Here is a 25,944-nt window from a genome sequence, read left to right as displayed (position 1 = left end):
TGTCTTCCTCCCCTTTTAGACATGACGCGCGAAATACGCGCCCCATGCCGGCAATTCTGCGTGGTTGCCGTTGATCTCACTTGCAAAACCATGGCCTTCGAGCGTGGCCCATTCACCAGCCGGAAGCGCGATGGCGCTTGCCTGCGGGCTCATGTTGAACAGGCAGAGCAGCTTTTCGTTGCCGAAGGACCGCGTATAGGCCAGCTGCGTTTCTCCGGCCGCATGGAATTCGATATCGCCCTTGGCGAATGCAGGATGCCGGCGACGGAAGGAAAGGAAGCGGCGGTAATGTTCGAGAACCGTCTCGTCCCTGCCGGCTTGCGTGTTCACCGAGCGCAGCACATGCTCCACCGGGATCGGCAGCCAGGTCTTGGCGGCTGTCGAGAAACCGGCCTGTGCCGCGTGATTGTCCCAGACCATCGGCGTACGGCAACCGTCTCGACCTTTGAATTCCGGCCAGAACTGAATGCCGTAAGGGTCCTGCAGGTCTTCGAAGGCAATGTCGGCTTCGGTCAGGCCAAGCTCCTCGCCCTGATAGATGCAGACGGAACCGCGTTGTGTGAGCAGCAATGCCGACATCATCTTGGCATAGGTGTCGCGGTCCAGCACGTCGGCGCCCCAACGGCTGATATGGCGAACCACATCATGGTTTGAAAACGCCCAGCAGGCCCAACCTTCCGGGGCGGCGGCGGCAAAATTGATCTGCGTCTGCTTGACCACATCCGGCGTCAGCGGTTCTGGCGCCAGGAACTCGAAAGCATAACACATCTGCATCTTGTCATTGCCGGACGTATATTCGCCGACGATCTCAAGGCCACGCTGGCTGTCGCCGACTTCGCCGACGGCGGCTATCGCCGGATATTCGTCGAGCAGCGCCCGGAAGCGCTTGAGGAAGGCGATGTTTTCCGGGCGGTTCTTGTCGTAGAGGTGCTCCTGGAAATTGTAGGGATTGACCGCCGGTGCCGTCGAGGCATTGCGGCGCTCAGGTGCCAGCGCCGGGTTGTCCCGCAGTTGCTTGTCGTGGAAGTAGAAGTTGATCGTGTCGAGGCGGAAGCCATCGACGCCGCGCTCCAGCCAGAAGCGGGTGGCGGCGAGCAGCGCGTCCTGCACTTCCGGATTGTGCAGGTTCATGTCCGGCTGCGAGGTCAGGAAGTTGTGCAGGTAATACTGCATGCGGGTCGGATCCCACTGCCAGGCCGAACCGCCGAAGATCGACAGCCAGTTGTTCGGCGGCGTGCCGTCCGGCTTCGGATCCGACCAGACATACCAGTCCGACTTCGCATTGACGCGGCTCGAGCGGCTTTCGACAAACCACGGATGCTGATCCGACGAGTGCGACATGACGAGGTCGATCATGACGCGAATGCCCAGGCGATGAGCCTCGGCGATCAGCCCGTCGAAATCGGTCAGCGAGCCGAACATCGGATCGACATCGACATAGTTCGACACGTCGTAGCCGAAGTCCTTCATCGGCGAGGCAAAGAACGGCGAGATCCAGATCGCATCGGCACCCAGTTCGGCAATATGATGCAGGCGCGCAGTGATGCCCTTGAGGTCACCGATGCCGTCGCCATTAGAGTCCTGGTAGGAGCGCGGATAGATCTGGTAGATCACCGCGCCGCGCCACCAGTCCTTGTCAGCGGTCAGCGTCGATTGCGTCGTAGAGCTCATGATAGTTCCTTATGCCGGTAAGTCGTTTTGCATGTCAGTTGGCGCATCGCAGGCTCAGCCACCCTTGACCGAGCCAGCGAGCAGACCCCGGACGAGGTAGCGCTGCAGGGCGAAGAAGACGCAGAGCGGAACGATGATGGTAATGAAGGCGGACGCTGTCAGGATTTCCCAGTTGCCGCCGCGCGAGCCGAGCAGGTTGACCAGGCGCCCGGTCAGGACAAGCTCGTTGTCGCCGGAACCGAGGAAGACCATGGCAATCAGCAGATCGTTCCAGGTCCAGAGAAACTGGAAGATTGCGAAGGATGCCAATGCCGGATAGGACAGCGGCAGGACGATCTTGATGAAGATCTCGAAATCGGAGGCACCGTCGACACGGGCCGATTCCATGATCTCACGCGGAAGACCGGCGATGTAGTTGCGCAGCAGGTAGATCGCGAGCGGCAGGCCGAAGCCCATATGGGCCAGCCAGATACCGACATAACCCTTGGCCGGGACGCCGAAGAAGGCACCGACGCCATTGTACATCTTCAAGAGCGGAATGAGCGACATCTGCAGCGGCACGACGAGCAGCCCGACAATGACCGCGAGCAGGATGGAGCGGCCCGGAAACTTCATCCAGGCGAGTGCGTAAGCAGCAAACGCGGCGACCAGGATCGGAATGATTGTGGAAGGAATGGCTACCGTGAGCGAGTTGATGAAGGATTTACCGATGCCTTCGGAATTCAGCACCGTCTGGTAGTTTTCCAGCGTAAAGCGCGGCGGGACCGCAGAGGTGAAGAAGATGCGGTCGCCGCGGGATCCTTCAAACGCCTTGGGCGATTCCAGGCGGAAATCGCCGTTTTCCTGCAGCGTCAGCTTGCTGCCGTCATTGCGCTCGGCAACGGCGCCGGGTTCGAAATCGGCCGGTTTGTTGATGTTGATGCCGAAGGCGCTGACGGTCCCGCCCTTGCCGTCGAAGACATTGCCGGCGATGACGAACTGGCCGTTTTCCTCGACCTGGGCGCTGGCCGGCGGCGCACGATAGATACCGTTCTGGCTGGAGGTGGTCAGCGCCGTCCACCAGCCGGACGCGACGATCTGGTCCTTGTCACGCAGGGACGAGATCAGCAGGCCAGCGGTCGGCAGCGTCCAGAGCGCGACCAGGAGCAGAACAGTGAGATTGACGACGATCGTCAGCGGCGAAAGCTTGGTGGCGTGCATCTCAGTGTCCTTCCATTTCGCGGCGGGCATTGCGGATGTTCCAGATCATGATCGGCACGACCATGATCATGATGACGACAGCGATGGCGGCACCCTTGCCGAAATCGCCGCCGCCGCGGAACATCCAGTCGAACATCAGGTTGGCGAGAACCTGCGTCTGCCACTGGCCGTTGGTCATCGCCAGGACGATGTCGAAGACCTTGAGGACGAGGATGGTGATCGTGGTCCAGACGACTGCGATGGTGTTCCAGATCTGCGGAACCTTGATCTTCATGAAGATCTGCCAGGGATTGGCACCATCGATGATGGCCGCTTCGATGGTTTCTTCCGGAATGCCGCGCAGCGCCGCCGACAAGAGAACCATGGCAAAACCGGTCTGGATCCAGATCAGGATGACCATCAGGAAGAGGTTGTTCCAGAACGGCAGCGCGATCCAGATCTGTGGATCGCCACCGAAGGCCACGACGATCGCATTGAGGATGCCGATCTGCTCGGAGCCGGCATCCCGGTAGTCATAGACGAATTTCCAGATGACCGACGCACCGACAAAGGAGATCGCCATCGGCATGAAGATCAGCGACTTGGCGATATTGCCCCACCAGATGCGGTCGGTCATGGCCGCGATGATCAGGCCGAACAGCGTGGCTGCGGCCGGAACGACAATCAGCCAGAGCATGTTGTTGTAGATCGACTGCCGGAATTCGCCATCCTGGATCATCCAGCGGAAATTGGCGAGGCCGACATAGTTCTCGCCGGATCGGTCGAGAAACGCATAGACCACCGAGGAAAACAGCGGATAGACCAGATAGACCGCGAGCGAGATCAGCGCCGGGCCGAGAAACAGCCAGGGGCGGACCAGCGCCGCCTTGCGCAGGTTTTCGGACGCGCGGGCCGTATCCGGAATGCGCGACGGAAAGATCATGTCCAGCAGCAGGTTCGACCCATAGAAGTAACCTATGGCTGCCGCGACACCGATCACGATCGTCAAAAATGCAAAGAATAGCTGTTCCACTTGCGTTCCCTCCCTTTACGGGGTCCCCCTCGCCAAAAGCACATGGCGCCGGACCGCAGGCATTTTTGTATATGTCGCCGGGCTCGTTTTTGCCGAGCCCGGCGATACTCCCTCTTCGGAGAGACTTACTTGAGGGCGTCCCAGGCCTTCTGGATCTCGCCGGTCACATCTTCCGCAGACTTGCCACCGGAATAGTCCACCATGCCGGTCCAGAAGGCGCCCGCGCCGATCTTGCCGGGCATCAGGTCGGAACCATCGAAGCGGAATGTGGTGGCATTAAGCAGAATGTCGCCCTGCTTGGCCATCGGGGCGTTTGCATAGGCATCCTTGTTGGCACCCTTGAACGGGGTCAGGAAGCTCGACTGCGCCATCCAGGTTTCATGCGCGATCGGGGTCTTCAGGAATTCGATGAAGGCGCGGGCAGCAGGGCTGTCCTTGGCGATCATCGCGAGCGTGCCGGCACCGAGCACCGGATTGCCGAGGTCCGCCTTTGCGGCATAGGGCGGCATGTAGAAGAAGTCCGCATCTTCGCCGACAACCGTGCCCTCAGGGAAGAAGGACGGGATGAACGAAGCCTGGTGGTGCAGATAGCACTTCGGCGGGGCGCCGAAGAGACCCTTCGGGCTGTCGCGGAAGTCGGTCGAGGCAACGGCCTTGGCACCACCATCGACAAACTTGTCATTGCGAGCGAACCAGCCGAATTCCTCGATCGCGCCGATGACGGCCGGATCGTTGAACTTGACGTCGTTGGTGACCCACTTGTCGTAGACATCCGCCGGCTGCGTGCGCAGCATCATGTCTTCGACCCAGTCGGTTGCCGGCCAGCCGGTCGCCCCGCCAGAGCCGAGGCCGATGCACCACGGCGTGCCGCCGTCGGCAACGATCTTCTCGGTCAGCGCCTTGAGGTCTTCCATGGTCTTGGGCACTTCATAGCCGGCGTCCTCGAAGTTTTCCGGCACGTACCAGACGAGCGACTTCACGTCGATCTTGTAAGGCAGTGCGTAGAGGGCCGCTGTTCCGTCCTTGCCCTTGTAGGTCGAGAGATCGACCCAGGACTGGCCGGCGGAATAGTTTTCAAGCAGCCAGTTCTTCGTCTCGTCGCCCAGCGGCGTCAGATGGCCCTTCGATGCGAGGTCGGCGATCAGGCCCGGCTGCGGCAGGATGGCGATGTTCGGCGGGCTGCCGGCCTGGGTGTCGATAACGATCTGCTGCTCGTAGTTCTCGGACGAGGAATACTGGACGTCGGCGCCCGTCGCTTCCTCGAAATAGGCAAAGATGCTCTCGAACAGAGCCTGGTCCTCGCCACGCCAGGGACCGAAGATGGTCAGCGTCTGACCCTTGAGGTCATTGGCCTTCTTGAACTCTTCGAAGCTGGCCCAATTGAACTTCGCGTCCTCGCCCGGCTTGAACTTCAACTCGGCGGCAGACGTCATCCCGGCAGCCAACGCAGCGGCAGCAACCGTGATCAAAAACATTTTCTTCATGTGATATACCTCCCATCACATATGGACGGCCAAACGTCCATTGGCTCGAAAGCCCCTTCCTCAAAGCGCTTTGGCCTACAAGTCATCCCACTCCCATCCCCGAAGAGTCAAGAGCTATCGCAAATTTGCTCCAAATAGTCGCAAAGCGCATCCTAAAATGGTGCAGGTGCGCGCAATTATGGCAAGTTCGCACTTGTCGCCCAAGCGAAAACTGCTGCATAGTCGAAGCGCTTTGAAATGCCGGAGGGAGGAAGAACCGGCGATTTCCCAGCGAGGGAGAGGAATTGCCTACCGTGAATCTCAAAGAACTGTCGCTCATGCTCGGCCTGTCGCAAACGACGATCAGCCGTGCCATCAACGGTTACCCCGAGGTCAACGAGGAAACCCGTCAACGCGTGCTGAAGGCAGCCAAGGAAACCGGCTACCGGCCCAACCGGGCTGCCCAGCGACTGGCCACCGGCAAAGCCGGATCGATCGGCCTGATCATGCCGGTTTCGCCCGATCATGCCTCCGATATCCATTTTGCCGAGTTTCAGGGTGGCCTGGCAGAGGTCGCGATCGAACACGACTTTCACTTCGTCATCATGCCGGCGCGGGTGGAGGACGAGCAGGAAGCGATCCGCTGGCTTGTGGCCAGCGGCAGCGTCGATGGCTATTATCTCGCCTATATGCGCGAGAACGATCCGCGCATCGCCATGGCGCAGTCCCTGTCCCTGCCCTTCATCGTGCATGGCCGCTCCTACGGACGCGCGACAGACTATGCTTTTCTCGACGTCGACAACGAAGGCGCATTCTATGATGCGACGCGTTTCCTGCTGCAGCTCGGCCACAAGCGCTTCGCGCTGCTGAACGGACCTGCCGACCTGGATTTTGCCTTCCGCCGGAAGCAGGGCACGGAAAAGGCCCTTGCCGAACAGGGACTGGCCCTCGACCCGGCCCATATCCGAAACACCTTCATGGGCGACGAGCAGGGTTATCGCGGCATGAAGGAAATCCTCAGCGGACCGCAGCGGCCGACGGCCGTGCTCTGTGCCAGCACCGTTCTGGCTCTGGGTGCCGTCCGGGCACTCAACGAAGCCCGCCTGAAGCTTGGGGTCGATGTGTCGCTCATCGCCCATGACGACGAATTGCCGCTGCTGAAACCGGAAAATTTCAGCGTCCCGTTGACGACCACACGCTCATCGCTCCGCCAGGCCGGCAAGCGCGTCGCCGAACGGCTGATCGCAATGATTCATACTGGTACGGAAATGCAGCAGCCGCAGCAGGAATTGTGGAAGGTCGATCTGGTCGTCAGGTCGTCGACAGGTCCGGCGCCGGCGAAAGACTGATCGCAAGTTCGATCCCTGGCCCGACCAAGATCAGAATGTCGGGGCCGTTTCGCCTGCGGCGCGATAGGCGGCAATCACGGTGTTTGCCATCAACATGGCGATGGTCATCGGACCGACGCCGCCCGGTACCGGCGAGATAGCGGCTGAGACAGACTTGCACTCGGCAAAGGCCACGTCGCCGACGAGACGGAATTTTCCTTCGCCACGCTCAGGTGCGGCAATCCGGTTGATGCCGACATCGATAATCGTCGCGCCCGGCTTGACCCAGTCCGCCTTGACCATTTCCGGACGCCCGACGGCGGCCACAAGGATGTCGGCCTCGCGGGCCAGGGCCGGCAGGTCCCTGCTCTTCGAATGGCCGATCGTCACCGTGGCATTGGCGGCCAGCAGGAGCTGAGCCATCGGCTTGCCGAACAGGTTGGAGCGGCCGATGACCAGCGCATTGAGGCCGGACAGATCGGATCCATGCACCTGGCGCACCAGGATCATGGCGCCGGCCGGCGTGCAGGACACCAGGCCGGTCCTGGTATCGCCAATCGCCAGCTTGCCGGCATTGACCACATGCAGACCATCGACATCCTTTTCAGGCAGGATCGACTGGATCACCGGATCGGAGTTCAGCGGCTTGGGCAAGGGAAGCTGGACGAGGATGCCATCAATGGCCGGGTCGGCATTGAGAGAGGCGACCAGCGCCATCAGGTCGTCCTGGGACGTGTCTTCCGGCAGCGTATGCTGGATGGAATTGAAGCCGCATTGCTTGGCCATCTTGCTCTTGGCGCCGACATAGGCATGGCTTGCCGGATCGTTACCGACGATCACGACGGCGAGACCGGGTTTGCGATGGCCGCGCTTTTCAAGGATTGCCGCCGCAGAGGTTACCGCGTCGACCACAGAAGCGGCAGCCGCCTTTCCATCAATCACCGTCGTCACTGTATCCGGTCCTCCATCGCTTTTCCGACAGGCTAGCGCGCTCGGGACGATGGCGTTGGCCTGTCTCCGTCCTATGCTGTCAAATTGCGGCATTTTGCAAGAGTTGCGGCAACGAGTTCGGTTCGCGCGATGCAAAACAGGAGGGCAATCCGCATTGCCCTCCTGTCTTCAAGCTGTGTATTTTGCGCGAGCGGGTGGCTCAGTGGCCCGAACCTGCCGCCGGCTCCTCGACCTTTTCGCCTTCGACGATCACGGTCGCGTCCAGAGGACCGCGGCTGTCGCCATCGGCTGCCTTGCGGGCAACCTCCTTGGAGACGTAGTCAAGCTGTTCGATGAGGACCTGGCTGACAAAGCCCTCGCCGAGATGGGCATTCATGTCGGTCTTGATCTTCTCGCGGAAGACAGCGACGTCAAATCCCTTGGTATTAGCAAGATCGACCATCTTGTTGCCGATCAGCAGGGTGAACAACTCATCGGTCATCAGCTCGGTCATCGGCAGTTCGACGCCGGTGATCTTCGCCTTGTCCATCATGAAGGACACGCGGGTGAGGAAGTAACCCGACACGCCGCCTTCCGAAATGACCGGAATGGTGATCGGCTCGCCCTTGACCAGTTCAAGTGCGGCCTTCTTTTCCTCGTCTGCGCTGGGGCCAGCCGGAGCCGTCGCCAGGCTGATGGCACCGTAGACGGCGCCGAGCGTGACGATGCAGACCCACAGACCAACGGCCAGAATCTTTCCCATCAGAACTCGCTATGCAGAAGGAACTGTTCCTGGGAATAGGTGCCGTCGCCATCGGCGTCGCGCACGGCATTCTTCAGGAGATCGGCCACGGCGCGCACGGCATTCATATGGGCTTCGACGCGGCGAATGTTGAGGGCGAGCTTCTTCTTCAGCGAATGCATCTGCTCGACATAGTTGACGGCGATTTCGCGCGGATCCGTCTCTCTGAACAGCATGGTCAGTTCATAGAGGCAACGGCTCTTGTGGGCATTCGACACCTTGAAATCGAATTCGCGATCCTTGCCGATCCGCTCGTTTTCATTGTCGATAATGCGTTCCAGACGACCAAGAACCGTCTTCACACGGTATTCGCTCGAAACAACTTCCATCATGTCACCTCAAAAGTATTCTAATTATTGTGCGGACTTCGTTTCAGCGGATGCGCCGAGCGTGCGCCGCTCCAGATCGGTCACCCAGCTCAGGGCCCGGCTCCGATCTCCCTCGTCCGTCTTGGCATTGGCGGTATCCTGACCACGGGTGCGGGCCAGGGCTTCGTTATACATCTGCTGAGCGATGCCGATGCCACCGGAATCCGCGATCACCGAACCCATCTGTTCGGCCATCATGCTCTTCCACATCTCACCGGCGTTGCCCTTGCCATAGACTTCCTCGCTGTCATCCGGCAGCATCGACTGGACGAAATTGGTCAGGTAGACCGCCTCGAAGTCACGGTAGACCTTCGGCGGCTCGCTGCTCTCGGCCTTGTCTGCGGCGGTTGCGCGGGCGTCGGCCGCGCTGGCCTTGTTCAGGATCTCGACAGCGTTTCCGAAACCTGCGCCCTTTTCGGCCAGGCTGGTCGCCAGGAAATTCGCACGGTTTGTCTTCAGCTTTTCCTGCGCTGCAGCAACTTGCGACGGATCAGCCGCGCGGACAACGTCCAGCACGAGATCGCTCGGAGGGGAAATGGCCACGATGACATCCTCGATATGTGTTCGGGGCGACTATCACTCGTGAAGCTTGCTGGAGGCTGGTGTGGCGAACTGCATGTCGATCAGGTCATAGATGGAATTGTCGTCTGCCTCGCGATCTTCGTGGTCACGGGCTTCCTTCATGTTCTCCTCCAGCCGGTCGCCTTTGGCGCGTTCACGCATGACCTTCATCTCCTGGACCTGCTGCAGGCCGTGGAGCTGCTTGTCCGTGTTCGACAGGCGATCGAAGCGGTCGGCATAGTTCTGCGCAAACAGGCGATGCACCGGCTCCAGCGAACCGATCGCATCCATCACCGCATCCATGGAGACCGTGTTTTCCTCGATGCGTTTGGCAGTCGTGCTCAGGTCGCTCTCCGCCATGCGTTCCATGTGGCGCTGCACGGCGACAAGGCGCTTCAGCTTTTCGGACTGTTTTTTCGGTCCCATTTCAGTGGTCCTCAGGCGCTGCCTAGAAGTCGAAGATCATTGGGAAGGACTGGGCGAACTGCATGACCATCGCAGCGATGGAGAAATAGACCAGCAGCAGTCCGCCAATCAGCAGGTAAGGCGTGGAAATGTAGAAGATCGGGATCTGCGGCGCGAGCTTGTTCACCAGGCCGACGCCCACGTTGAACATCAGACCGAAGATGATGAACGGGCTGGCCAGTCGCAGCATCAGCATGAAGGTCTTGGACAGCGTATCGCTCAGCGTGATCAACATCTTCTGGCTATCGGGAAAGCCGCCCAGCGGCATCACCGAATAAGATTCGACTAGGGCGCGGAAGACCACATGGTGGAAGTCCAGCATGAAAAGAAGCAGCAGACCGCCGAAGCTGATCAGGTTCGTCAGCTGGTTTTCGCTCGTATCTTCGATGACGTCGGCCGCACCCGGCGAATTGAAGCCGATGGCCATGGATGTCGCCGATCCGGCAAACTGCAGGCCGAGCACATAGAGCCTCGGGACGAGGCCATACATCGAGCCGATCAGCACTTCGGCGACAATCAGCTGGATGTAGGTATATCCGCCGCCGGAAACACGCGGATAGACCGTGTCGAAGAGGATCGGCAGCAAGGCCAGAGACATCGAGACCGACAACAACACCCGGATCGTCATCGAAATGCGCGCGGAGGAAAAACCCGGCAAGGTCATCATGCAGGCGCCAATGCGGCAGAAGACCGCAAAGAGTGCGAGAACGGTCCCTTCCGGGTCTGTTATCATGAAATGGAGCCCAGGATCTTAATCTCGATGCCCTTGGCCAGTTCGACGTGAGACAAAACCGGCAGCGTGGCGAACAAGCGTTCGATAATCATGCGCACATAGGACCGTGTTTCCGGCGAGGTGACAAGCACGAAAGGCAGCCCGCGGTCCATAAAGTCGCGGATAACCTGGCTCGCCTGCTCGCTGAACTCTTCGAGGCTGCGCGGATCGATGTCGAATTCGACGACTTCGCCCTTGGCATCGCGCTTCAGGGCCTGGTGGAAGACGAGGTCCCATTTCGAGCCCAGGCGCAGCACGCGCAGGACACCGTTGTCGGTCAGGTCGCCGCAGAGCTGCTGGGCCATGCGGACCCGAACATGCTCGACGATCTGTTCTGTCTTGCGCACATGCGGCGCAAGTTCCGCCACGGCTTCAAGGATCAGATGCAGGTTGCGGATCGAGACGCGCTCGGCGAGCAAAAGCTTCAACACCGCCTGCAGGCCCGAATAGGACATGTGCGACGAGCAGATTTCATCGGCCAGCTTCTTGTATTCCGGATCGAGGCGATCGATGAGGATCTTGACGTCCTTGTAGGAGAGAAGCTGCGGCAGGTTGTTGCGGATGACTTCGCTGACATGGGTGAGCACGACAGAGACGTTGTCGATCGGGTGGAAGCCTTCGCGTTTCAGTTCCTCGGTGAATGTTTCCAGGACGGAGACCGCCGGCATGCCGAAAGCGGGTTCGCGAATCTCGTCGCCGGGGACCTTGGGCTTGCGTCCTGAACCCGTGACAACAAGCACTTCGCCGACACGCAGCGCGTTCGAGGCGATCGTCGTCCCATGGATGCGGATCTGGTAGGACTTGTCCTGAATGGCAATGTCGTCGGTCACCTTGATCTCCGGTACGACGAAGCCGTACTGGCTGGCGAACTTCTTGCGCATCTTGCCGACGCGGAACGCCAGCTCCTGGTGGGCGCCGAGAAGACGGGTCGAAACCAGCTTGCCAAGCGCAAGCTCGATCTCCGCAGTCTTGAGGACAGACTTGACCGAGTCCTTTTCAGCTTCCTTGTTCTGGATGACCTTCTTTTCTTCCTGGTCGCGCTTGACCTTATTTTCGGCTTCCACCTGACGCGGAATGAACCAGGCACCAAAGGCCATCATGCCGCCAAGCGCCATGAACGGCACAAAGGGGAGGCCCGGAACGAGGGCGAGTGCGCACATCAGCGAGGCGGCAACCGACAGAGCGCGGGGATAGCCGCTCAGCTGGTTGACAACCGCTTGGTCAGTCGAGCCAGGCGTGCCGCCGCGCGAGACGAGCAGGCCCGCTGCCAGCGAAACGATCAGGGCCGGAACCTGCGAGACGATACCGTCGCCGACCGACAGCTTGACGAAGACGTCGGCGGCTTCGCCGATTTCCATGCCGTGGCGGAAGTAACCGATGATGATGCCGCCGAAAACGTTGATGCCGGTGATGATGAGGCCGGCGATAGCGTCACCGCGAACGAATTTCGAGGCACCGTCCATGGCACCGAAGAAGGAGCTTTCCTGCTCCAGTTCCTTGCGGCGATGCTGGGCTTCCTTCTCGTCGATGATGCCGGCGGAGAGGTCGGCGTCGATCGACATCTGCTTGCCGGGGATGGCATCGAGGGTGAAGCGGGCGCCGACTTCCGCGATACGGGTGGCACCCTTGGTGATGACGATGAAATTGACCGTGATCAGGATCATGAAGACGATCAGACCGATGACGAAGTCGCCGCCCATGACGAGATTGGAAAAGCCGGCGATAACGCCGCCGGCAGCGCCGTGCCCCTCGTGGCCATGCGACAGGATCACGCGCGTCGTCGCGATGTTCAGCGACAGGCGGATCATGGTTGCGATCAGAAGGATGGTCGGGAAGGACGAGAAATCAAGTGGACGCTGGATCCACAGCGAGACCATCAGGATCAGCACGGAAAAGGCGATCGAGAAGGCCAGTCCCATGTCGATCAGGAAAGGCGGGATCGGCAGAAAGAGAATGCCGAGAATAAGAACGATGCCAAGGGCAAATCCGATATCGCGTCCGCTCGGACTGACCTTCGGGATTACGAGTGCGGGAGGTTGCGCCATGTTCGTTCCATCTCTTCATGAGAAGTCATCCCGAAGCCAAGGCTTCGAGCAGTATCGGGAACAGACATAGAAGGCGAAGCTTGCGCGAGGGTGTCAGGAAGCGGTCGGATGTTTCCGCGGTCCGATCAGAAACCCGATTGAACGCGGGAAAAAACCATATTGGCAAAAAGGGAAATCTGCGCACCGGCAAACGGGGCGGTGATCCCGATGGTGATCAGGATAGCCAGGATCTTCGGGACGAAGGTCAGGGTCATTTCCTGGACCTGGGTCAGCGCCTGGATCAGCGCGATGACCACGCCGACAATCATGCCGGCGGCCACGGCGGGTCCGGACGCCATCAGGATGGTCCAGATGGCAGCCTGCATTATGTCGAGTGCGTCAGCCTCATTCATGAGACGGTGTCCTTCCGGAGCGGCGAATCAGGCCCTCCACTCCGGAAGGCTTAGCATTTTAGGTCTCGCTCGTCTCGGTATCGGTGTCCGTATCCGTGTCCGCCGCAGGCGGCTCACCGACACGAACGCCGACCGTGATCGGGATCTCGTCACCGTCTGTGGTGGTGGCAACCATGGTATCGGAATAGACGCGGACCGATTCGATGACACCGGTCGTCTTCTCGTCAGCGCTGGTGATGGTCTTGCCGATATAGTTCGAGGCGTTGGTCAGGGCGTTGCCGGTGATCAGGGTCTCGAGATTCGAGTTGGTCTGGATCGTCTGCTCGACCTGCGAGAAGGTGGCCAGCTGCGAGATCTGCTCGCTGGCATCCATCGGATCCGTCGGATCCTGGTTCTGCATCTGCGCGATCAGGAGCTTCAGGAAACTCTCGTAGTCCAGCGAGGCGGACGCCGAAGCGCTGGAAGCCGAGTTGTTGGTCGTCGTTGTCGACGTGGTGCTGGTCGTACTCGTGACTGCGTCTACCGCCATGGCGCGATCTCCTTGCGAATCTGTTCGATCGTCGCCGGGCTCATCTCATCGCTGTTCAAAATCCGGTCCTCGACCGCATAAAGCGAACGAATGGCCTTCAGTGCATCGAAGGCCCGCCCGGACGAGACCATGGCGTCGACACGCTTCAGTTCGGCGAGAATTTCTTCGTTCTGGAAGCAGTTCAGAAGCATGATGATGGACTTGCGGAACATCGCCATCGACTGTTCGCGACCCTCCGGATTGATCAGCATCATCTGCGCAATGAAATAGAGCTGACGCAGAGGTGTGGTGGCCTGGTCGGGCTGGAGAACGTGATTTTCCAGGAGGAAGGTCACGTCGTTGAGGAATTCCAAAGCAACCTTGCGGTCGACGCGAAGAACCGCTCCGTTGATAAAGATCCGTTCGCCCGACTTGAGCGAGATGCGCAAAGTGCTCTTCATTTAAGTCCATCCCTAATGATGGTTGTCACGTCTATGATGCCCTGGAAATTGTCTGACTGGCGCTTCCGTATCCGGTCGCATTCCTTCAAAATCCAAATCGCGATGGAGATCAGATTGGCGCGAACTTCGACAGCCAGCTGATTTTCGGGATGCTGCAGGTCCTCAATGAAGCGGACCCAGACCCGTCGGGTGTAGTAAAGCGCTTCAATCGCCTCGCGCGAATAGCTGGCCTTGAGTGCAGCCGCCCGCAGCAAATCAATCGTCCGATCCAGGGCCTGACGCTCGCGATCCTTCGCGTCGGCCACCCCATCTTCCATGATTTCGGCGTATGAAAACTGGTACATTCATTTGCCCTTCAGTTTTACTCAGTCCCTTTGATCATCAAAGGTAATTTACGAGACTCAGCGCCTGGATCTTGGCTGTCAGCGTGTAGGACGCCTCAACCATCGCCAGAAGACTATTGACCTTCGTCGACGCTTCGTAGGCATCGACTTCGATCTTGCTGGACAGACTTGTCTCGATGATATCGACCTGGATCTGCAGCGAGGCATCGGCCTTTTCGATCCGGTTTTCCGAAAGACCAAGCTCAGATCTGGTTTTGTTGATGCCGCTGATGGCCTTGCCAGTGTAGTCGATCGCCGAATTGATCGCCACGGTGACCGCATCGGCCGGCGCGCCTATATTCATCAGTTCCTGGGTTATGACCCCGGCGAGCGCGAAGTAGCGGAAACCGTTTTCGTTGGCGGATGCCGAAGTGTTGACCGTTTCCGACTGGGTAATCCGGCTCGTCATGACCTCGTCGGAGGCACTCGACCAGTCCGTCGTCCAGTCGGCGCCGGAATACATCGGCTCCAGGACGTTGGCGATGAAGTCTTCCATGCTCGGCGCGCCGCCTTCGGCGACGATCGTCGCCGTATCGGCCGTGCTGGTCGGCGCAAAACCGAAGTAGCTGGTGAAGGCATTGTCGAATGCCAGCTTCGCCGCCGACGTCTCGTCATAATCGGCAAGCGGCTGCACATCCGTGTTGATTCCTGAAAACAGGAACTCGCCGTTGATCGAGGAGTTGGCCATGTCGGTCATGGTGTCGAGCGAGCTCTTGACCGTGCCGATGGTCGTGCCGATCGTATCGGTATTGGTCGAACCCGAGATCGTGATCAACGACTGGTTCATTTCCTCGGCCGCCTTGGCAATCTGGCTCAGGGCCTCCTGCGAAGCAGACAGTCGCTGGGTCGCGATGCTGTTGTTGCTCAGGATCGAGGACAGGCGCAGGCTTTCGCGATTGAGATCGACCACCGTCGATGTCTTGCTGCCGAGTTCGGCGCCGATATCGGCAAAATATCCGGTGCTGACCTCCTGCTGCGCCTGCAGCAGATCGGTCTGTGCCTGCCGGATGGTCAGCCGCATGGACGTCTGTATGGAGATATTCGATACGCTCGAGGTCGACATCCTGGATTATCCCGCCATCTGCAGCACGGCTTCCAGCATCTCGTCAATTGTCGAGACGAGCTTGGCTGCGGCCTTGTAGGACTGCTCAACATCGAGCAGCAGAGAAAGTTCTTCGTCGAGACTGACTGCCGTTTTCGACGAATATGTCTGGTAGGTGCGCTCATAGAGCGCGCTCTTGTTGTCTCCTGCCGAAGTGGCAGTCGAACGATATTCCTCAAGCCAGCCGATCGAGTCGCTTGCAAAAGACAGCAGGCTTGTCGACGTGGTCAGGTCGGCATCCGCCGAAAAATCCCGGTCGGCGGACATTGCGTCGACATAGGTATTGATCAGATCGGTATAACCCGAGGCGCCGGCCGTGTTGTGAACATAGTCGGTGCCGTTGATGCCGCCATCGCGGATCAATGTGGGATCGCCGCCGGCGTCCGAACGCACGGCATCGTTGACGGTAATCTTGGCGGCCAAACCGGGTTCGACCGTTCCGGATGTCAGCGTGGTACCACCCGACCAGGTAAACAGGCCCGGAGCATCCGGCTGCCCACCCGAAGGATCGGTTTCCGCAAAAGCCTCAATCAGGCCGCGCGCCACTTCGTCGAGCTGCACCTGGAATGTAGGTGCAATGACGTCGCGCAGCTGGACCAGCGCGCTCAGCGTGCCTTGCCCGTCGGTATTGCCGCCGACGCCCGCACGGACCGGCGTGCCGTCGATATAGATCGAGTTTCCGGTGACCGATGCGTCGTAATTGTATTTGCGATCGAAGGTGACTTCGCGCGGGTCGGTTTCAAACAGCGTTGTGCCGTCCGAGGTGTAGAGCACCATGTCGCTGTTTTCGCGCATGTTGATGCTGACACCAACGATGCCGGAAATCTCCTTGACCAGCGTATCGCGGCGATCGAGGTAGTCGCTCGGCTCACCACCGGTTGCCGTCAGGCGAATGACCGAGTCGTTGACCGTCTTGAACTCGGCCAGCAGCTTGTTCAGGCTCTCGACCTGTTCGGCAATCTGGGCGTCGGTATCGGCGCGCAGCTGCTGGGTCGATGCCGTCGCATTGTTCAGAGAATTGGCAACGTCGATCGCATCGGTGACCACCGTGGAGGCGAGTGCATATTCGCCCGGTGCGGCTGCGAAAGACTGCAGGCTGCTCTGAAGGTTTGCGAGATAAGTGGATGTCGACAGTTCGTAATCGTTGCCGCCGAGCGCGCTGGAGATCGTTTCCAGGCCTTCCAGCAGCGTGCTTTGCGAACTCTGCTGCGATGTGGCGCTGGAGAACTGTCGCAGCAGAGCCATCTGCTGCGAACGTTCGTTCTGGACCATCGTCGCACCGTAAACGGTGTTGGTGACGACAGCCTGGCGCCTTACGTAATTCTCGTTTCCATCATTGGCGATGTTCGTCGTGAGCACGGAGGTCTGTTGCCCCGTGTTCCGGAAGATTCCCTGAGCAGTGCCAAGCGATGATGCAAGCGACATAAGGCTACCCTAACTTTTTCAGACTATCTCTTCAGGTTGACCAGGACTTCCATCAATTCGGAGCCGGTCTGGAATACCTTGGAGTTTGCAGTGTAGTTGCGCTGCGATTCGATCATCGCAGTGAGCTCTTCAGCCACGTCAACGTTGGAGTCTTCGAGAGCGCCGGAGATGATGCTGCCGAAGCCGCTGGAGCCGGCATAACCCATGACAACCACGCCGGAGTCGTTGGACTGGGTGTAGAGGTTGCCGGCAACCGGATTGAGGTTGTCGGGGCTCTGTACGCTAGCCAATGCGACGCGATAGGTCGGCACGAGGTCGCCGTTTTCGTAGGCCACCGACACCACGCCGGTGTCGTCGATTTCGTAACCCTTGACCTTGGAGGCGGCGTTGCCGTTGACCTTGCCGTTCTGAACGGAGAAGTCAGAGGCAAGCTGCGTGGTGCCGGCGATGCTCAAAGCGATATCCGGAACTTCTGCACCACCCTGGGTGAAGCCAGTCAGCGTCAGATCGGGAGTTGAAGTCAACTTGCCATCAACGTCAAAATCCAGAGTCTCACTCAGGATCGTATTGCCATCGGGATCTGTCGCCACGACATCCCACTGATTATCTGTCGCCGTCTTCGTGTACGTGAAGGTGACCAATCGGCTGGTACCCTGACTGTCGAAGACCTTGAGCGAGGTGGTCTTCGTATCGCCATCTACCGCCGTATTCGGCAGATTGACGGCAAGGATACCCGTATCAGATGCCACAGCAGAAATGCCGGAACCGGACAGATTGACCTCGGAGAGGCCGTCGAAGCCGTTGACGACGATCGTCGGATCGGCGGCGGAATCATATTCGTAGCCCATCAGTGTGTAGCCGGCCGAATTTTGCAGCGTACCGTCATCCTGAAGGGTGAACGCGCCAGCGCGGGTCAGGTAGTTGACACCGTCTTCGCCGGTAACGATGAAGAAGCCGTCGCCATTGATGGCAAGGTCCGTCGAGGAAGTGGTGTAGCTGAAAGTGCCCTGGCTGGAGATCGAATAACGGACATCCGTTTCGACACCGCCCGAATTATACTGGCCTGCAGTGCTTGGCAAAATCATCGATGAAAACTGGGTCGACGACTTCTTGTAGCCGACCGTGCTCGAATTCGCGATGTTATCGGCGACGGTACCAAGGCGGTTCGCCTGGGCATTCATCCCGGACACGCCGGTTCGCATCGTTCCGTAAAGGCTCATAATAAAATCCTCGCTTCAGTAGTCATCTCGGAGACTAGAAGATGGGCCTTGCGTGAGGCTGTATGACATATCGGTTGTCGTCCAATTTCATCCGACAAGCCGCCTCACGCACGCACAGGTCCGCAGGTTGCGACCTCAGTTCCAGTCGATGCAGTAACCAAGGAAACGCTTGGAATCGACAGGGTCGAAGTTGAGCTTCTTGCGAAGCTTCTTGCGCAACTTGGAGATATGGCTTTCGACGACGTTCTCTTCGACTTCCTCGTCGAAGATGCCGTAGATGGCGTTGAAGATCTGGGTCTTCGAGACGCGTCGGCCGCGATTTGCGACCAAGTATTCCAGGATGCGACGCTCGCGCCGCGGCAGAGGAAACACGTCGCCGGAAATTTCCGGATCGCGTCCATCGGAGAAAACCCGGATCGGGCCAATTTCGGTGAAGTTGGAAATTGCCTTCAGGCGACGGCGAATGGCCGCTGCCCTTGCCAGGATTTCGCGAGGATGGACCGGCTTGCGCACGACGTCATCGACGCCGCAGTCAAACAGCGCAAGCGTCGCTTCCAGGGACGGCTGATCGCTGACCGCGATCACCGGTGCCTGGGTTCTGTCCCGGATTGCCCGCGGCAGTTCCAGCGTGCTTTCGCCCTGACCGAGCAGAAAAGCCTCAACTGCCGCAATGTCGGAATCAGCCGCCGTAGTGACCCATTCCCCGAATTCCGCCGGATCAAATCCGGTGGATGGAATACCTTCCCGTCCAAATAGAGAAGTGTACCCGTCTTTCACGAGCTCGCGCTCATCAACCACGACGATCATTCAGCCGCCTCCGAATCAGTGTGGTGTTTCGATGCACTATGGGTACGAATCGGGGGATTCAGGGACAACTGGCGAAAGTTAATGATAGATATTAATAATTGATTAACGAATTGGTGCCGATTTGATCTATATATAGTGGGTACAGCCACTAGTCAGCACTATTTTTTAGTGGAAAAGTTAACGCAAGCTTCGCGCAAGCTCTTGCTTTGCCCCATTTGTCCGCAGTCTTGCCACAATTGGCAAATCGGCACTATTGTGGCTGTCAAACAACCAAAGATTGCTATTCACCGCAAAATTGACGCGCATTGGTCGTCCAAGTGCCATAGCCGGTGGCGACCAGATTGGCGATAACGCGACAGACATAGCGCTTTTGCGCCGGGTCATTGTTCGGCCCGGCATGATATCGGGCCACTGCCATAGTCCAGGTCTCGTGTCGATTGTGCAGCTTGCTGAGGAAGCGGGCGGCGTATTCGACGTTCTTCTTCGGGTCAAACATGGCCTGAACCGAGGTGAACTGGTCGCCATGAAAGTGCTGGTTGATCTGCATGCAGCCCACGTCGATCAGCTTGGCTCCCTGCCCGCGCGCCGCCTGAAACGCGCCAAGCGCTTCGTTCATGTCGCCCGAATAGACGGCCCGCCCCTCGACATTCATGGCATAGGGCTGAAGTGATCCCTTGCGACCAGTCTCGGTCAGACCGACAGAATAGAGGATGCCCTCCGGCACCCCGTATTTGGCCGCAGCAGCGCTGATTTCACGCTCGCAGATGCCAACACTGGCCGAGGCGCTAGATGTAAATGAGATCAGGACGAGTGCTGTCATCGGCAACACCCTGGTTGCCAGCTGGCTGAAGCGTCCTGTCATCCGTTATCCTCACCCTGTCGCTCGCAGCGTCACCGCGCGTCTGACGATCGCCACCGGCCTGGCGGCCCGACTGATCGGACGCCTGCTGTCCCGCCGCCTGGCCATTCTGCTGGCCATTGCCGCTGCTCTGGCTATCGGCACTGCGTTCGGCGGGCGCGACCTGAATGTTGACCTGAACCTGGTCGACCGTCAGTCCCTGCGCGCGCAGCGCCTTCAGGATCTCATCCTGATCCTTGGTTAGCTTCTGCAGCGCTGCATGGTTCTCAACGGTCAATTGAACCGAGAGTTCTTCGCCCGTCAGCTTCAGCGTCGCCGTCACGCTGCCAAGCTCGATCGGGCTCATCTGGATCTTCAGGGTGTTGACCACTTTGCCCTGGCTGGACTGCGTGGCGGCATTGGCCAATTCAGAGCCGGGCGACATGGCGCTGATCCACTCGCTGTCGCCGACCATGGCTGCGGTGATCGAAGCGGCGTTGGTGGTCGATACCGGCGCCAGGAAGCGGCGCGCATCAATGACGGTGACTGTTTCGACAGTCGAGGTTGCAGGCTCGCCGTCATCCCGCACCGACTGGGCGGCTTCGCTTCTAAGCGTCACAGGCTGTCCCTTGCCATCGGCACGAACGAAGCGAAACGACTGATCGCTTTCGCTTGCCTCAGTGCCACCAGTCTCTCCATCGCCGGGAGAAACGCCGTTTGCAGAGAGTGCGTCGACCATTTGTTCGCCATGGCCGTCGACGATCGCCTTGCCGCTCTCGCCGGCTTCGTGCGTCATGGCCTGGCCATTGGCCTGCTCGGCCCCAGCCCCCGCGGTCAGAAGCGACAGGACATCCCCGAGATCAGCGCTCTTGCCGTCCACCGTGGTACCGTCCTCGGTCGCCGAAACGTCGCTATCTGCCTCTGTGGTTTTCGCACCGTCCGACGCGGCAGCTTTCAGGCCGCCATTCTGCACGAGTGCAGCAATCTGGCTCTGATCGACGGAAGAAGCCTTGCCGTCGGTCGCGGCGTGCTCCTTCACCTTGCCCTTGGTCTTGTCCTTGCCCTCGACAGCCACGGCCTGCTGATCGACCTGCCCGGCAGCGCCATCCGTCGCTTTCGCCGAAACGGTCTTCAGCAGGCTTGCCTGAGACAGATCGATGATCGGACGCTTGGCGCGCGCGGTTTCGTCCGTTGCGGTATCTGTCTGATCGCCGCCGGAGGTTGGCTCCCCGGCAATTTCGCTGTCCTTCGCGTCGCCCTCTGCCTGGCGACCCGAACTCGACAGGGCTTCGGAAAACCCGCCCTCTCCAGATTTGTCGGCACGTCCGCCCGATGTCGCATGGGAGGCCGCTGTATCCGTCGTGGGGATCCTGGGTGCTGTATATGCATCCATCATGGTCATGGGCCTTCCTGCTTGAGAAGATCATCGATCGCATCCAACTTGGAGCGCCCGGTATCGACAAAGGTACGAACCGCCGGATCGAGATTGGCGGCACTGGCCGCGTCAGCTTCAGCCGAAACAGGCTGCGGCTCGGGCGCGGCGTCAGCGATTGGTGGTGCTGTCGGATCCTGCAATTCCGCATCATCCTCTGCTGCCGCCGTCGCCCCCACATCTGCATTCGCATCGGTTGTATTAGCGTTGGCTTGCGTCAGGCTTTCAGGCGGCGGTTCCGGTTTGCGCAGTACCTCCTTGGCAACGGCTTCCGCCGCCCGGCGTAGCGCCAGATCCTTGGGTGAAAGCGATTCAGCCGGAATGTTCATGATCGCCTGCATGGCGTCATCGACATTTTCCGTCGAGATGCTGGCGAGGCTGCCATAGAGATTGGCCAGCGCATCATCGCCTTCGGTTGCCCCGGACAAGGCCCTCGCCTGGTCTGCAGCCATGGTGGTCAGGTCCTTACGCCCGGCAATCGCCGCCTTGCGGGCAATGCGTAGATAGACCTCGCGCCGGCGATCATTGTCCATGTATCCCAGCGTTGCTTCGATATCCTCCCGCTTGATGACGTCGTAGTGCTCGACGACAAGCTGGACGAAGAGATCGGCAAACTGGCTGGCATACGGTGAATAGAGGTAGCGCCGCGCATAACGATTTGCATAACCACCTGCCTTGTCGACAATCTTCGCATCGACCGCGACCGCCAGCGAGCGTCGCAGGGCTGCCTCCTCGACGATCGTGCCGGGAGCAGTCAGCCGCGCCCAGTCATAGAATTTCAGCGCATCAACAGGGTCGCGCGTAATCGTCACATTGCCGGCGACCAGAGCAAGGTATGGCGCAAGGTCCGTATTGCGATATTCCTTGCTGATCTCGCCCAGGGACTTGGCAATGAGAGTGCCCTTGCCGCTCAGATACTTGCGCAGGCTATCGGTGATGCGATTGTCGAAATTGCCGTTGATGTCGCGCGCGACCAGGAATTCCAGCGTTGCCGGGTTACCGCCGCTCATGGCGTAGATAAGCGCCGCATCGACATTGCGTGGATCGTCGAAGATTGCCGGATCGGCGCCGCGCAGGCGTTCGTCGATGGTTCCCAGCATGAAGCGCTGCATTTCCGCCGCCGAGTGATCGCCCAGAACCACGGTGTCCTGGACAAACTGCAGCGAGCGCAGCATCTGGAAGGGCTGGATGGTATCCATGTCATTGGCACGCGCCGACACATTGCCCAGTGCGACAAGCGAAGCGAGTGCCAATAGCGAAATGGATAGCCTGCGGAGCGTCATTATCCCTGCTCCGCCTGAATCAGGATTTCAATGCGTCGATTGGCATCGGCCAGTGGGTCATCCGGCACCTGAAGGCGGCGGTCGGCAAATCCGGAGACCTGCTGCACGCGATCTTCCGTCAGGCCACCGCGCAAGAGCATGTAATAGGCGCTGTGGGCACGCGCCATCGAGAGGCGCCAGTTGTCGTTCTCGGTACCCTTGAACTGACGGCCATCGGTATGGCCACGGATAATGATCGATCCCGGCCGGGCCTGAAGCAGCTTTCCGATCTTCTCCATCGCCAGGACCATTTCGCGCTGGGGCACGGCGGAGCCGACGCTGAACATCGGCTGATCGCTCTGGTCGCTGATCGTGACCAGGAGGCCGCCTTCGGCCGGGGTGACGATCAGACCTTCGGCAAGCTTGCCGGATACGCCACCGATCTCGGCCTCTATCTGCGCTTTCAGCCTGTCGGCCGATGCCTGCTGGACTGCAAGGTCGGCCTCGGCGGTCATTTCGGACTTGCCGTCCTGCGGCTGCTCGGTCTTGCCTTCTTCAGGCTTGGCTTCCTTTGCGATTTCCGGCTGCAGCTGCGGCTTCTGTCCAGGCACGACCAGCGCCACCTGCTGGTCCGGCATTGTCGGATCTGTCGGTTCCTGCTGCTGCTGGATCTCTGCGGTTTGCGGCTCGGCCGGCGTCGTTGCATCGGTCGGCTTGCCGACCGGCGTATTGGCCGTCTGCACCTGCTGGGTCCAGAAATCCGGATCGAAGGGATCACGATAGGCTTCGCCGCCCTGGGCGCCCGTAGACGGACCGGAATCGGAGGCACCGCCCTCGCCCTTGGCGCTGACATTGGCCTGCTGTCCGACTTCCTGGGCAATCTCGGCCAGAACAGAATAGGGATTTTCGAAGAAATCGGCTTCGGAATAATTCGCCTGGTCGCCGGAGGTTGCCGTCTGGTCTTCGCCGGTCGCGGCAGCCGCACCCACGGTCTGCTCCTCGGCCTCGACTTTCGAGCGCTCCTGCTTCTGCTCGCCTTCAGCCTGATCGACAGGCTTCTTCAAACCTTTTTCGGTCGGCTTCTCGTCCGAGAGCTTGATCGGATTGAAATAGCTGGCAACGGAGGCCTTGGTCTCCTCGTTTGCAGCATTGACCAGCCACATAACGAGGAAGAATGCCATCATCGCCGTCATGAAGTCGGCATAGGCGATCTTCCAGGCACCACCATGGGCACCGTCGTGATCACCGCCGCCATGGCGTTTGATGATGATGATTTCGTTCTTGCCGTGGTGGTGATTCTCGTCGCTCATCCGATCACCTTCCTGAGGCTCGCCGTGAAGGCCGAAATACGCGTGACCAGTGCGGCCTCAGCAAACTCGGCGGATAGATCGAGATCATCCGCCTCGACATGGTGCAAAAGCCCGAGATGTTCCGGCATCTGGGTCGACAACATGGTAAACAGTGCCTTTGGACCCCGCAGTTCGATCACCCCGGCCTCGCCGGCGCTGATGGCTGTTTTCAACAGATGGGCGAGATCGCTGACGGCCTTCTCAGCAATGGCATCGGAAAACAGCGGAGCGAGAGCGACCGCCACCTGATCGCTGATCGCCAGCGAAAGTTCGTTGATGATGGCAGGCAGCTTTTCAGACAGCGCCTTCGACAGTTCCGCGCGATGCCGCTCCTCGAGTTCGGCAATTGCCTGGGAATGGGCGACTTCCATCGCCTGACGATCGACTTCGAAACGCTCTTCGGCGGCTTTTTCACCCGCCTCATGCCCCTCGGCATAGGCTTCGCGACGCTCGGCACCGAGGTCGACCGGCACGGGTTCCGGCAAGGCGGGAAAATCCATGTCGAACGGATCCGGTTCCGCTACGTCAAACTGCGCCGACATCGAAGGCGCCGGCGCGGGAGGCGCCGAAAAATCCTTCAAAAGGCGGGTCAATGGCATGCTCATCGGCGATCGCCTCCATCGGCGAAAATGACCGTTCGCGGTGAACGGCCATCGATCTCAGGCAGACTGAATTTCAAACTTGTCCGAACGCGCAGCATCATCACTTCCAATGTCGAGATCACCTTCGGATCGAGCCGGTCGCGGGCGCATCTGCCCACGGGTGCTTTGGCCGAAGCTAGGGTTTCAAACTTGCGCGAGGATGAATGCGAAGGACCGCGCCAGGATGATCGCGCGGCCCAGAAGTTCCATGCCGTGTAAACGGCGTATTCGACCATGGTGCCGTCGGCTGCGGTTATTCGCGGAACAGCGTGAGCAGCTTTTCGGCGCTGCTGTTGGCAATCGAAAGCGACTGGATGCCGAGCTGCTGCTGGGTCTGCAGGGCTTTGAGACGGGTCGATTCCTCGTTCATGTCCGCATCGACCAGACGGCCGACACCCTTGTCGATCACGTCCATCAGGTTGGAGACGAAGTTGTCCTGCATCTCGATACGGCTGGTAATCGCGCCAAGCGTTGCGGCAGCGTCGGTCAGCTGGCTGATCAGATCGTCGACGACGCTGATCATGTCATCAAGTTCTTCCGTCGTGGTGTCGACGTCGATCTCGATGGGATCACCGGTCGGTGGGACGACGGAGCCGACGTCGAGAAGATAGTATTCGCGCGCAGTGCCGGTCGGGGCTGCCAGCAGCGCATCGGCATCGATGGCCTTGGTCAGGAAGCCGCGGCTTGCGTCCTCCGTATCGATCAGGACGGAATCGGCCGTGTCGAAATCCAGCGTGGTGACCTGAACGCTGCCGTCTGCGCCGCGAACGAAGGACGAGACGACCTGCTTGGTGCCCAGTTCGTTGACATTCGTATTGTAGAGCCAGTTCTCACCGGAGAAGGACGCGGACTGGGCCGCGGAAACCAGCTGGTTCTTCAGCTGCTTCATTTCCTCGTTGATCTTGTCCTTGTCGACACCCGGCTCGCTTGCCGCGACCAGCTTGGCCTTGATCGAGGACATGACCTCGATGACGTTGTCGAGCGCGGTATAAGCGGTATCGACCGTGGCGGCACCCAGTCCGAGCGCATCGGAGACGGTGGACAATGCCGCGTTGTCGGAACGCATGGTGGTGGCGATCGACCAGTAACCGGCATTGTCCGACGCCGTCTCGACCCGATAGCCCGACGAAACGCGGCTCTGGGTGGTCTCCAGGTTCGTATCGATCGAGCGCAGAGTCTGCAGTGCCGCCATAGCGGCAGCGTTGGTCATGATGCTGGTCATTGGGGTGCCCTTAATCGTCAATCCAAAAGGCCGGAAACATACCGGTGGAAACGGAGGGGCATCATGCAGACCAGCATACCGCTGGTCCCCGTAACCATTAACAAATCGTTAACGGTGCCAGTTAACAAACGCGACCGCGATTTGGCAAGGTCGGAAATCCGCTTCGACGCAAAACCGCAATATTCGGCCAGCCTCACGCAAGGCACAAAAAAACCGCACCCATTTCTGGGTGCGGTTCATACCGAATACATCCGACTTGTCAGCGCGGGACGAAGTCGCCCCTAG

Annotated in this window: 28 protein-coding genes; 2 read left to right on the top strand and 26 right to left on the bottom strand. The window is 59.5% G+C overall.

Translation table 11 applies throughout. From position 1 onward, the window contains the following. Positions 1-15 precede the first annotated feature (15 nt). The 4 genes from bglA to IM739_RS06435 all read right to left on the bottom strand — a co-directional run bounded on the left by bglA (position 16) and on the right by IM739_RS06435 (position 5,367). The gene (gene bglA / locus IM739_RS06450; RefSeq protein ID WP_237370363.1) at positions 16-1,671 is read right to left on the bottom strand and encodes a beta-galactosidase BglA; all 1,656 of its coding nucleotides are present in this window, start codon (positions 1,669-1,671) and stop codon (positions 16-18) included. Between the two features lie 54 nt (positions 1,672-1,725). Beyond that, a complete protein-coding gene (locus IM739_RS06445; RefSeq protein WP_237370362.1) occupies positions 1,726-2,871 on the bottom strand; it encodes a carbohydrate ABC transporter permease in 1,146 nt (381 codons plus the stop codon). Between the two features lies 1 nt (position 2,872). After that, positions 2,873-3,883, bottom strand: coding sequence for a carbohydrate ABC transporter permease (locus tag IM739_RS06440; protein WP_237370361.1), 1,011 nt, complete (start codon positions 3,881-3,883; stop codon positions 2,873-2,875). A gap of 125 nt (positions 3,884-4,008) precedes the next feature. Beyond that, positions 4,009-5,367, bottom strand: coding sequence for an ABC transporter substrate-binding protein (locus tag IM739_RS06435; protein WP_237370360.1), 1,359 nt, complete (start codon positions 5,365-5,367; stop codon positions 4,009-4,011). A gap of 293 nt (positions 5,368-5,660) precedes the next feature. Here IM739_RS06435 and IM739_RS06430 point away from each other — a divergent pair, with 293 nt between their 5' ends. After that, complete coding sequence (locus IM739_RS06430; protein ID WP_237370359.1) at positions 5,661-6,695, top strand: LacI family DNA-binding transcriptional regulator; 1,035 nt, start codon at positions 5,661-5,663, stop codon at positions 6,693-6,695. Positions 6,696-6,725: 30 nt separating this feature from the next. Here the strand turns inward: IM739_RS06430 and IM739_RS06425 are convergent, their stop codons facing one another. The 22 genes from IM739_RS06425 to IM739_RS06320 form a co-directional block, all read right to left on the bottom strand. Continuing rightward, entirely contained in the window at positions 6,726-7,625 is a 900-nt protein-coding gene (locus tag IM739_RS06425) for a bifunctional methylenetetrahydrofolate dehydrogenase/methenyltetrahydrofolate cyclohydrolase (protein ID WP_237370358.1), read from the bottom strand. 199 nt (positions 7,626-7,824) lie between these two features. After that, complete coding sequence (locus IM739_RS06420; protein ID WP_237370357.1) at positions 7,825-8,367, bottom strand: flagellar basal body-associated FliL family protein; 543 nt, start codon at positions 8,365-8,367, stop codon at positions 7,825-7,827. After that, positions 8,367-8,735, bottom strand: a complete 369-nt coding sequence (locus IM739_RS06415) for a hypothetical protein (RefSeq protein ID WP_237370992.1) — start codon at positions 8,733-8,735, stop codon at positions 8,367-8,369. Before IM739_RS06415 ends, IM739_RS06420 begins: the two co-directional genes overlap by 1 nt. A 24-nt stretch (positions 8,736-8,759) precedes the next feature. Then, a complete protein-coding gene (locus tag IM739_RS06410; protein WP_237370356.1) occupies positions 8,760-9,317 on the bottom strand; it encodes a rod-binding protein in 558 nt (185 codons plus the stop codon). 33 nt (positions 9,318-9,350) lie between these two features. Beyond that, positions 9,351-9,761: a hypothetical protein gene (locus IM739_RS06405; protein WP_237370355.1), complete on the bottom strand. Its 411-nt coding sequence runs from the start codon at positions 9,759-9,761 to the stop codon at positions 9,351-9,353. Positions 9,762-9,783: 22 nt separating this feature from the next. Next, complete coding sequence (gene fliR, locus IM739_RS06400) at positions 9,784-10,533, bottom strand: flagellar biosynthetic protein FliR (RefSeq protein WP_237370354.1); 750 nt, start codon at positions 10,531-10,533, stop codon at positions 9,784-9,786. Continuing rightward, on the bottom strand, positions 10,530-12,617 hold the full coding sequence (gene flhA, locus IM739_RS06395) for a flagellar biosynthesis protein FlhA (RefSeq protein WP_237370353.1): 2,088 nt from the start codon (positions 12,615-12,617) through the stop codon (positions 10,530-10,532). Before flhA ends, fliR begins: the two co-directional genes overlap by 4 nt. A gap of 125 nt (positions 12,618-12,742) precedes the next feature. Next, positions 12,743-13,009, bottom strand: coding sequence for a flagellar biosynthesis protein FliQ (gene fliQ, locus IM739_RS06390; protein ID WP_007597140.1), 267 nt, complete (start codon positions 13,007-13,009; stop codon positions 12,743-12,745). A 58-nt stretch (positions 13,010-13,067) separates the two neighbouring features. Then, positions 13,068-13,538, bottom strand: coding sequence for a flagellar hook assembly protein FlgD (gene flgD, locus IM739_RS06385; RefSeq protein ID WP_237370352.1), 471 nt, complete (start codon positions 13,536-13,538; stop codon positions 13,068-13,070). Beyond that, complete coding sequence (flbT, locus tag IM739_RS06380; protein WP_237370351.1) at positions 13,529-13,978, bottom strand: flagellar biosynthesis repressor FlbT; 450 nt, start codon at positions 13,976-13,978, stop codon at positions 13,529-13,531. The genes flgD and flbT overlap by 10 nt, the downstream gene beginning before the upstream one ends. Beyond that, positions 13,975-14,322, bottom strand: coding sequence for a flagellar biosynthesis regulator FlaF (gene flaF, locus IM739_RS06375; protein WP_007597135.1), 348 nt, complete (start codon positions 14,320-14,322; stop codon positions 13,975-13,977). The genes flbT and flaF overlap by 4 nt, the downstream gene beginning before the upstream one ends. Positions 14,323-14,359: 37 nt before the next feature. Beyond that, entirely contained in the window at positions 14,360-15,424 is a 1,065-nt protein-coding gene (locus tag IM739_RS06370; RefSeq protein WP_237370350.1) for a flagellar hook-associated family protein, read from the bottom strand. A 6-nt stretch (positions 15,425-15,430) separates the two neighbouring features. Beyond that, complete coding sequence (gene flgK / locus IM739_RS06365) at positions 15,431-16,888, bottom strand: flagellar hook-associated protein FlgK (protein WP_237370349.1); 1,458 nt, start codon at positions 16,886-16,888, stop codon at positions 15,431-15,433. A gap of 23 nt (positions 16,889-16,911) precedes the next feature. Then, positions 16,912-18,108 carry a flagellar hook protein FlgE gene (locus tag IM739_RS06360; RefSeq protein ID WP_237370348.1) on the bottom strand — a complete coding sequence of 399 codons (1,197 nt, stop codon included), beginning with the start codon at positions 18,106-18,108 and terminating at the stop codon, positions 16,912-16,914. 135 nt (positions 18,109-18,243) lie between these two features. After that, complete coding sequence (gene rem / locus IM739_RS06355; RefSeq protein WP_237370347.1) at positions 18,244-18,915, bottom strand: transcriptional activator Rem; 672 nt, start codon at positions 18,913-18,915, stop codon at positions 18,244-18,246. 280 nt (positions 18,916-19,195) lie between these two features. Beyond that, on the bottom strand, positions 19,196-19,735 hold the full coding sequence (locus IM739_RS06350) for a transglycosylase SLT domain-containing protein (protein WP_237370346.1): 540 nt from the start codon (positions 19,733-19,735) through the stop codon (positions 19,196-19,198). Continuing rightward, a complete protein-coding gene (gene fliK, locus IM739_RS06345) occupies positions 19,701-21,155 on the bottom strand; it encodes a flagellar hook-length control protein FliK (RefSeq protein ID WP_237370345.1) in 1,455 nt (484 codons plus the stop codon). The genes IM739_RS06350 and fliK overlap by 35 nt, the downstream gene beginning before the upstream one ends. After that, positions 21,152-22,468 (bottom strand): chemotaxis protein MotC, encoded by a 1,317-nt coding sequence (gene motC / locus IM739_RS06340; RefSeq protein WP_237370344.1) that lies wholly within the window; start codon positions 22,466-22,468, stop codon positions 21,152-21,154. The genes fliK and motC overlap by 4 nt, the downstream gene beginning before the upstream one ends. Then, positions 22,468-23,757: a MotB family protein gene (locus tag IM739_RS06335; RefSeq protein ID WP_237370343.1), complete on the bottom strand. Its 1,290-nt coding sequence runs from the start codon at positions 23,755-23,757 to the stop codon at positions 22,468-22,470. Before IM739_RS06335 ends, motC begins: the two co-directional genes overlap by 1 nt. After that, positions 23,754-24,401, bottom strand: a complete 648-nt coding sequence (locus tag IM739_RS06330; RefSeq protein ID WP_237370342.1) for a GTPase — start codon at positions 24,399-24,401, stop codon at positions 23,754-23,756. The genes IM739_RS06335 and IM739_RS06330 overlap by 4 nt, the downstream gene beginning before the upstream one ends. Further along, positions 24,398-24,673 (bottom strand): hypothetical protein, encoded by a 276-nt coding sequence (locus tag IM739_RS06325; protein ID WP_237370341.1) that lies wholly within the window; start codon positions 24,671-24,673, stop codon positions 24,398-24,400. Before IM739_RS06325 ends, IM739_RS06330 begins: the two co-directional genes overlap by 4 nt. Positions 24,674-24,690: 17 nt before the next feature. Continuing rightward, positions 24,691-25,659: a flagellin N-terminal helical domain-containing protein gene (locus tag IM739_RS06320; protein ID WP_237370340.1), complete on the bottom strand. Its 969-nt coding sequence runs from the start codon at positions 25,657-25,659 to the stop codon at positions 24,691-24,693. A 63-nt stretch (positions 25,660-25,722) separates the two neighbouring features. On the opposite strand from IM739_RS06320, the gene IM739_RS06315 reads away from it, so the two are divergent. Next, positions 25,723-25,944 (top strand): hypothetical protein, encoded by a 222-nt coding sequence (locus IM739_RS06315; RefSeq protein ID WP_237370339.1) that lies wholly within the window; start codon positions 25,723-25,725, stop codon positions 25,942-25,944.

The sequence above is a fragment of the Rhizobium sp. SL42 genome (genome assembly GCF_021729845.1).
Classification (GTDB): domain Bacteria; phylum Pseudomonadota; class Alphaproteobacteria; order Rhizobiales; family Rhizobiaceae; genus Allorhizobium.
The sequence above is the reverse complement of the archived record's forward strand: the minus strand, read 5'-3'. Positions and strand labels throughout refer to the sequence as shown.

What these genes read in the sequence shown, in the direction of transcription:
- IM739_RS06420 (WP_237370357.1), bottom strand. Translation starts at nt 8,367, where the DNA reads ATGGGAAAGATTCTGGCCGTTGGTCTGTGGGTCTGCATCGTCACGCTC.
- IM739_RS06335 (WP_237370343.1), bottom strand. Translation starts at nt 23,757, where the DNA reads ATGAGCGACGAGAATCACCACCACGGCAAGAACGAAATCATCATCATC.
- fliK (WP_237370345.1), bottom strand. Translation starts at nt 21,155, where the DNA reads ATGACCATGATGGATGCATATACAGCACCCAGGATCCCCACGACGGAT.
- motC (WP_237370344.1), bottom strand. Translation starts at nt 22,468, where the DNA reads ATGACGCTCCGCAGGCTATCCATTTCGCTATTGGCACTCGCTTCGCTT.
- bglA (WP_237370363.1), bottom strand. Translation starts at nt 1,671, where the DNA reads ATGAGCTCTACGACGCAATCGACGCTGACCGCTGACAAGGACTGGTGG.
- flbT (WP_237370351.1), bottom strand. Translation starts at nt 13,978, where the DNA reads ATGAAGAGCACTTTGCGCATCTCGCTCAAGTCGGGCGAACGGATCTTT.
- IM739_RS06445 (WP_237370362.1), bottom strand. Translation starts at nt 2,871, where the DNA reads ATGCACGCCACCAAGCTTTCGCCGCTGACGATCGTCGTCAATCTCACT.
- flgD (WP_237370352.1), bottom strand. Translation starts at nt 13,538, where the DNA reads ATGGCGGTAGACGCAGTCACGAGTACGACCAGCACCACGTCGACAACG.
- IM739_RS06330 (WP_237370342.1), bottom strand. Translation starts at nt 24,401, where the DNA reads ATGAGCATGCCATTGACCCGCCTTTTGAAGGATTTTTCGGCGCCTCCC.
- IM739_RS06435 (WP_237370360.1), bottom strand. Translation starts at nt 5,367, where the DNA reads ATGAAGAAAATGTTTTTGATCACGGTTGCTGCCGCTGCGTTGGCTGCC.
- flaF (WP_007597135.1), bottom strand. Translation starts at nt 14,322, where the DNA reads ATGTACCAGTTTTCATACGCCGAAATCATGGAAGATGGGGTGGCCGAC.
- flhA (WP_237370353.1), bottom strand. Translation starts at nt 12,617, where the DNA reads ATGGCGCAACCTCCCGCACTCGTAATCCCGAAGGTCAGTCCGAGCGGA.
- IM739_RS06370 (WP_237370350.1), bottom strand. Translation starts at nt 15,424, where the DNA reads ATGTCGACCTCGAGCGTATCGAATATCTCCATACAGACGTCCATGCGG.
- flgK (WP_237370349.1), bottom strand. Translation starts at nt 16,888, where the DNA reads ATGTCGCTTGCATCATCGCTTGGCACTGCTCAGGGAATCTTCCGGAAC.
- rem (WP_237370347.1), bottom strand. Translation starts at nt 18,915, where the DNA reads ATGATCGTCGTGGTTGATGAGCGCGAGCTCGTGAAAGACGGGTACACT.
- fliR (WP_237370354.1), bottom strand. Translation starts at nt 10,533, where the DNA reads ATGATAACAGACCCGGAAGGGACCGTTCTCGCACTCTTTGCGGTCTTC.
- IM739_RS06315 (WP_237370339.1), top strand. Translation starts at nt 25,723, where the DNA reads ATGCAGACCAGCATACCGCTGGTCCCCGTAACCATTAACAAATCGTTA.
- IM739_RS06320 (WP_237370340.1), bottom strand. Translation starts at nt 25,659, where the DNA reads ATGACCAGCATCATGACCAACGCTGCCGCTATGGCGGCACTGCAGACT.
- IM739_RS06405 (WP_237370355.1), bottom strand. Translation starts at nt 9,761, where the DNA reads ATGGGACCGAAAAAACAGTCCGAAAAGCTGAAGCGCCTTGTCGCCGTG.
- IM739_RS06415 (WP_237370992.1), bottom strand. Translation starts at nt 8,735, where the DNA reads ATGGAAGTTGTTTCGAGCGAATACCGTGTGAAGACGGTTCTTGGTCGT.
- fliQ (WP_007597140.1), bottom strand. Translation starts at nt 13,009, where the DNA reads ATGAATGAGGCTGACGCACTCGACATAATGCAGGCTGCCATCTGGACC.
- IM739_RS06360 (WP_237370348.1), bottom strand. Translation starts at nt 18,108, where the DNA reads ATGAGCCTTTACGGAACGATGCGAACCGGCGTGTCCGGGATGAATGCC.
- IM739_RS06350 (WP_237370346.1), bottom strand. Translation starts at nt 19,735, where the DNA reads ATGACAGCACTCGTCCTGATCTCATTTACATCTAGCGCCTCGGCCAGT.
- IM739_RS06325 (WP_237370341.1), bottom strand. Translation starts at nt 24,673, where the DNA reads ATGGTCGAATACGCCGTTTACACGGCATGGAACTTCTGGGCCGCGCGA.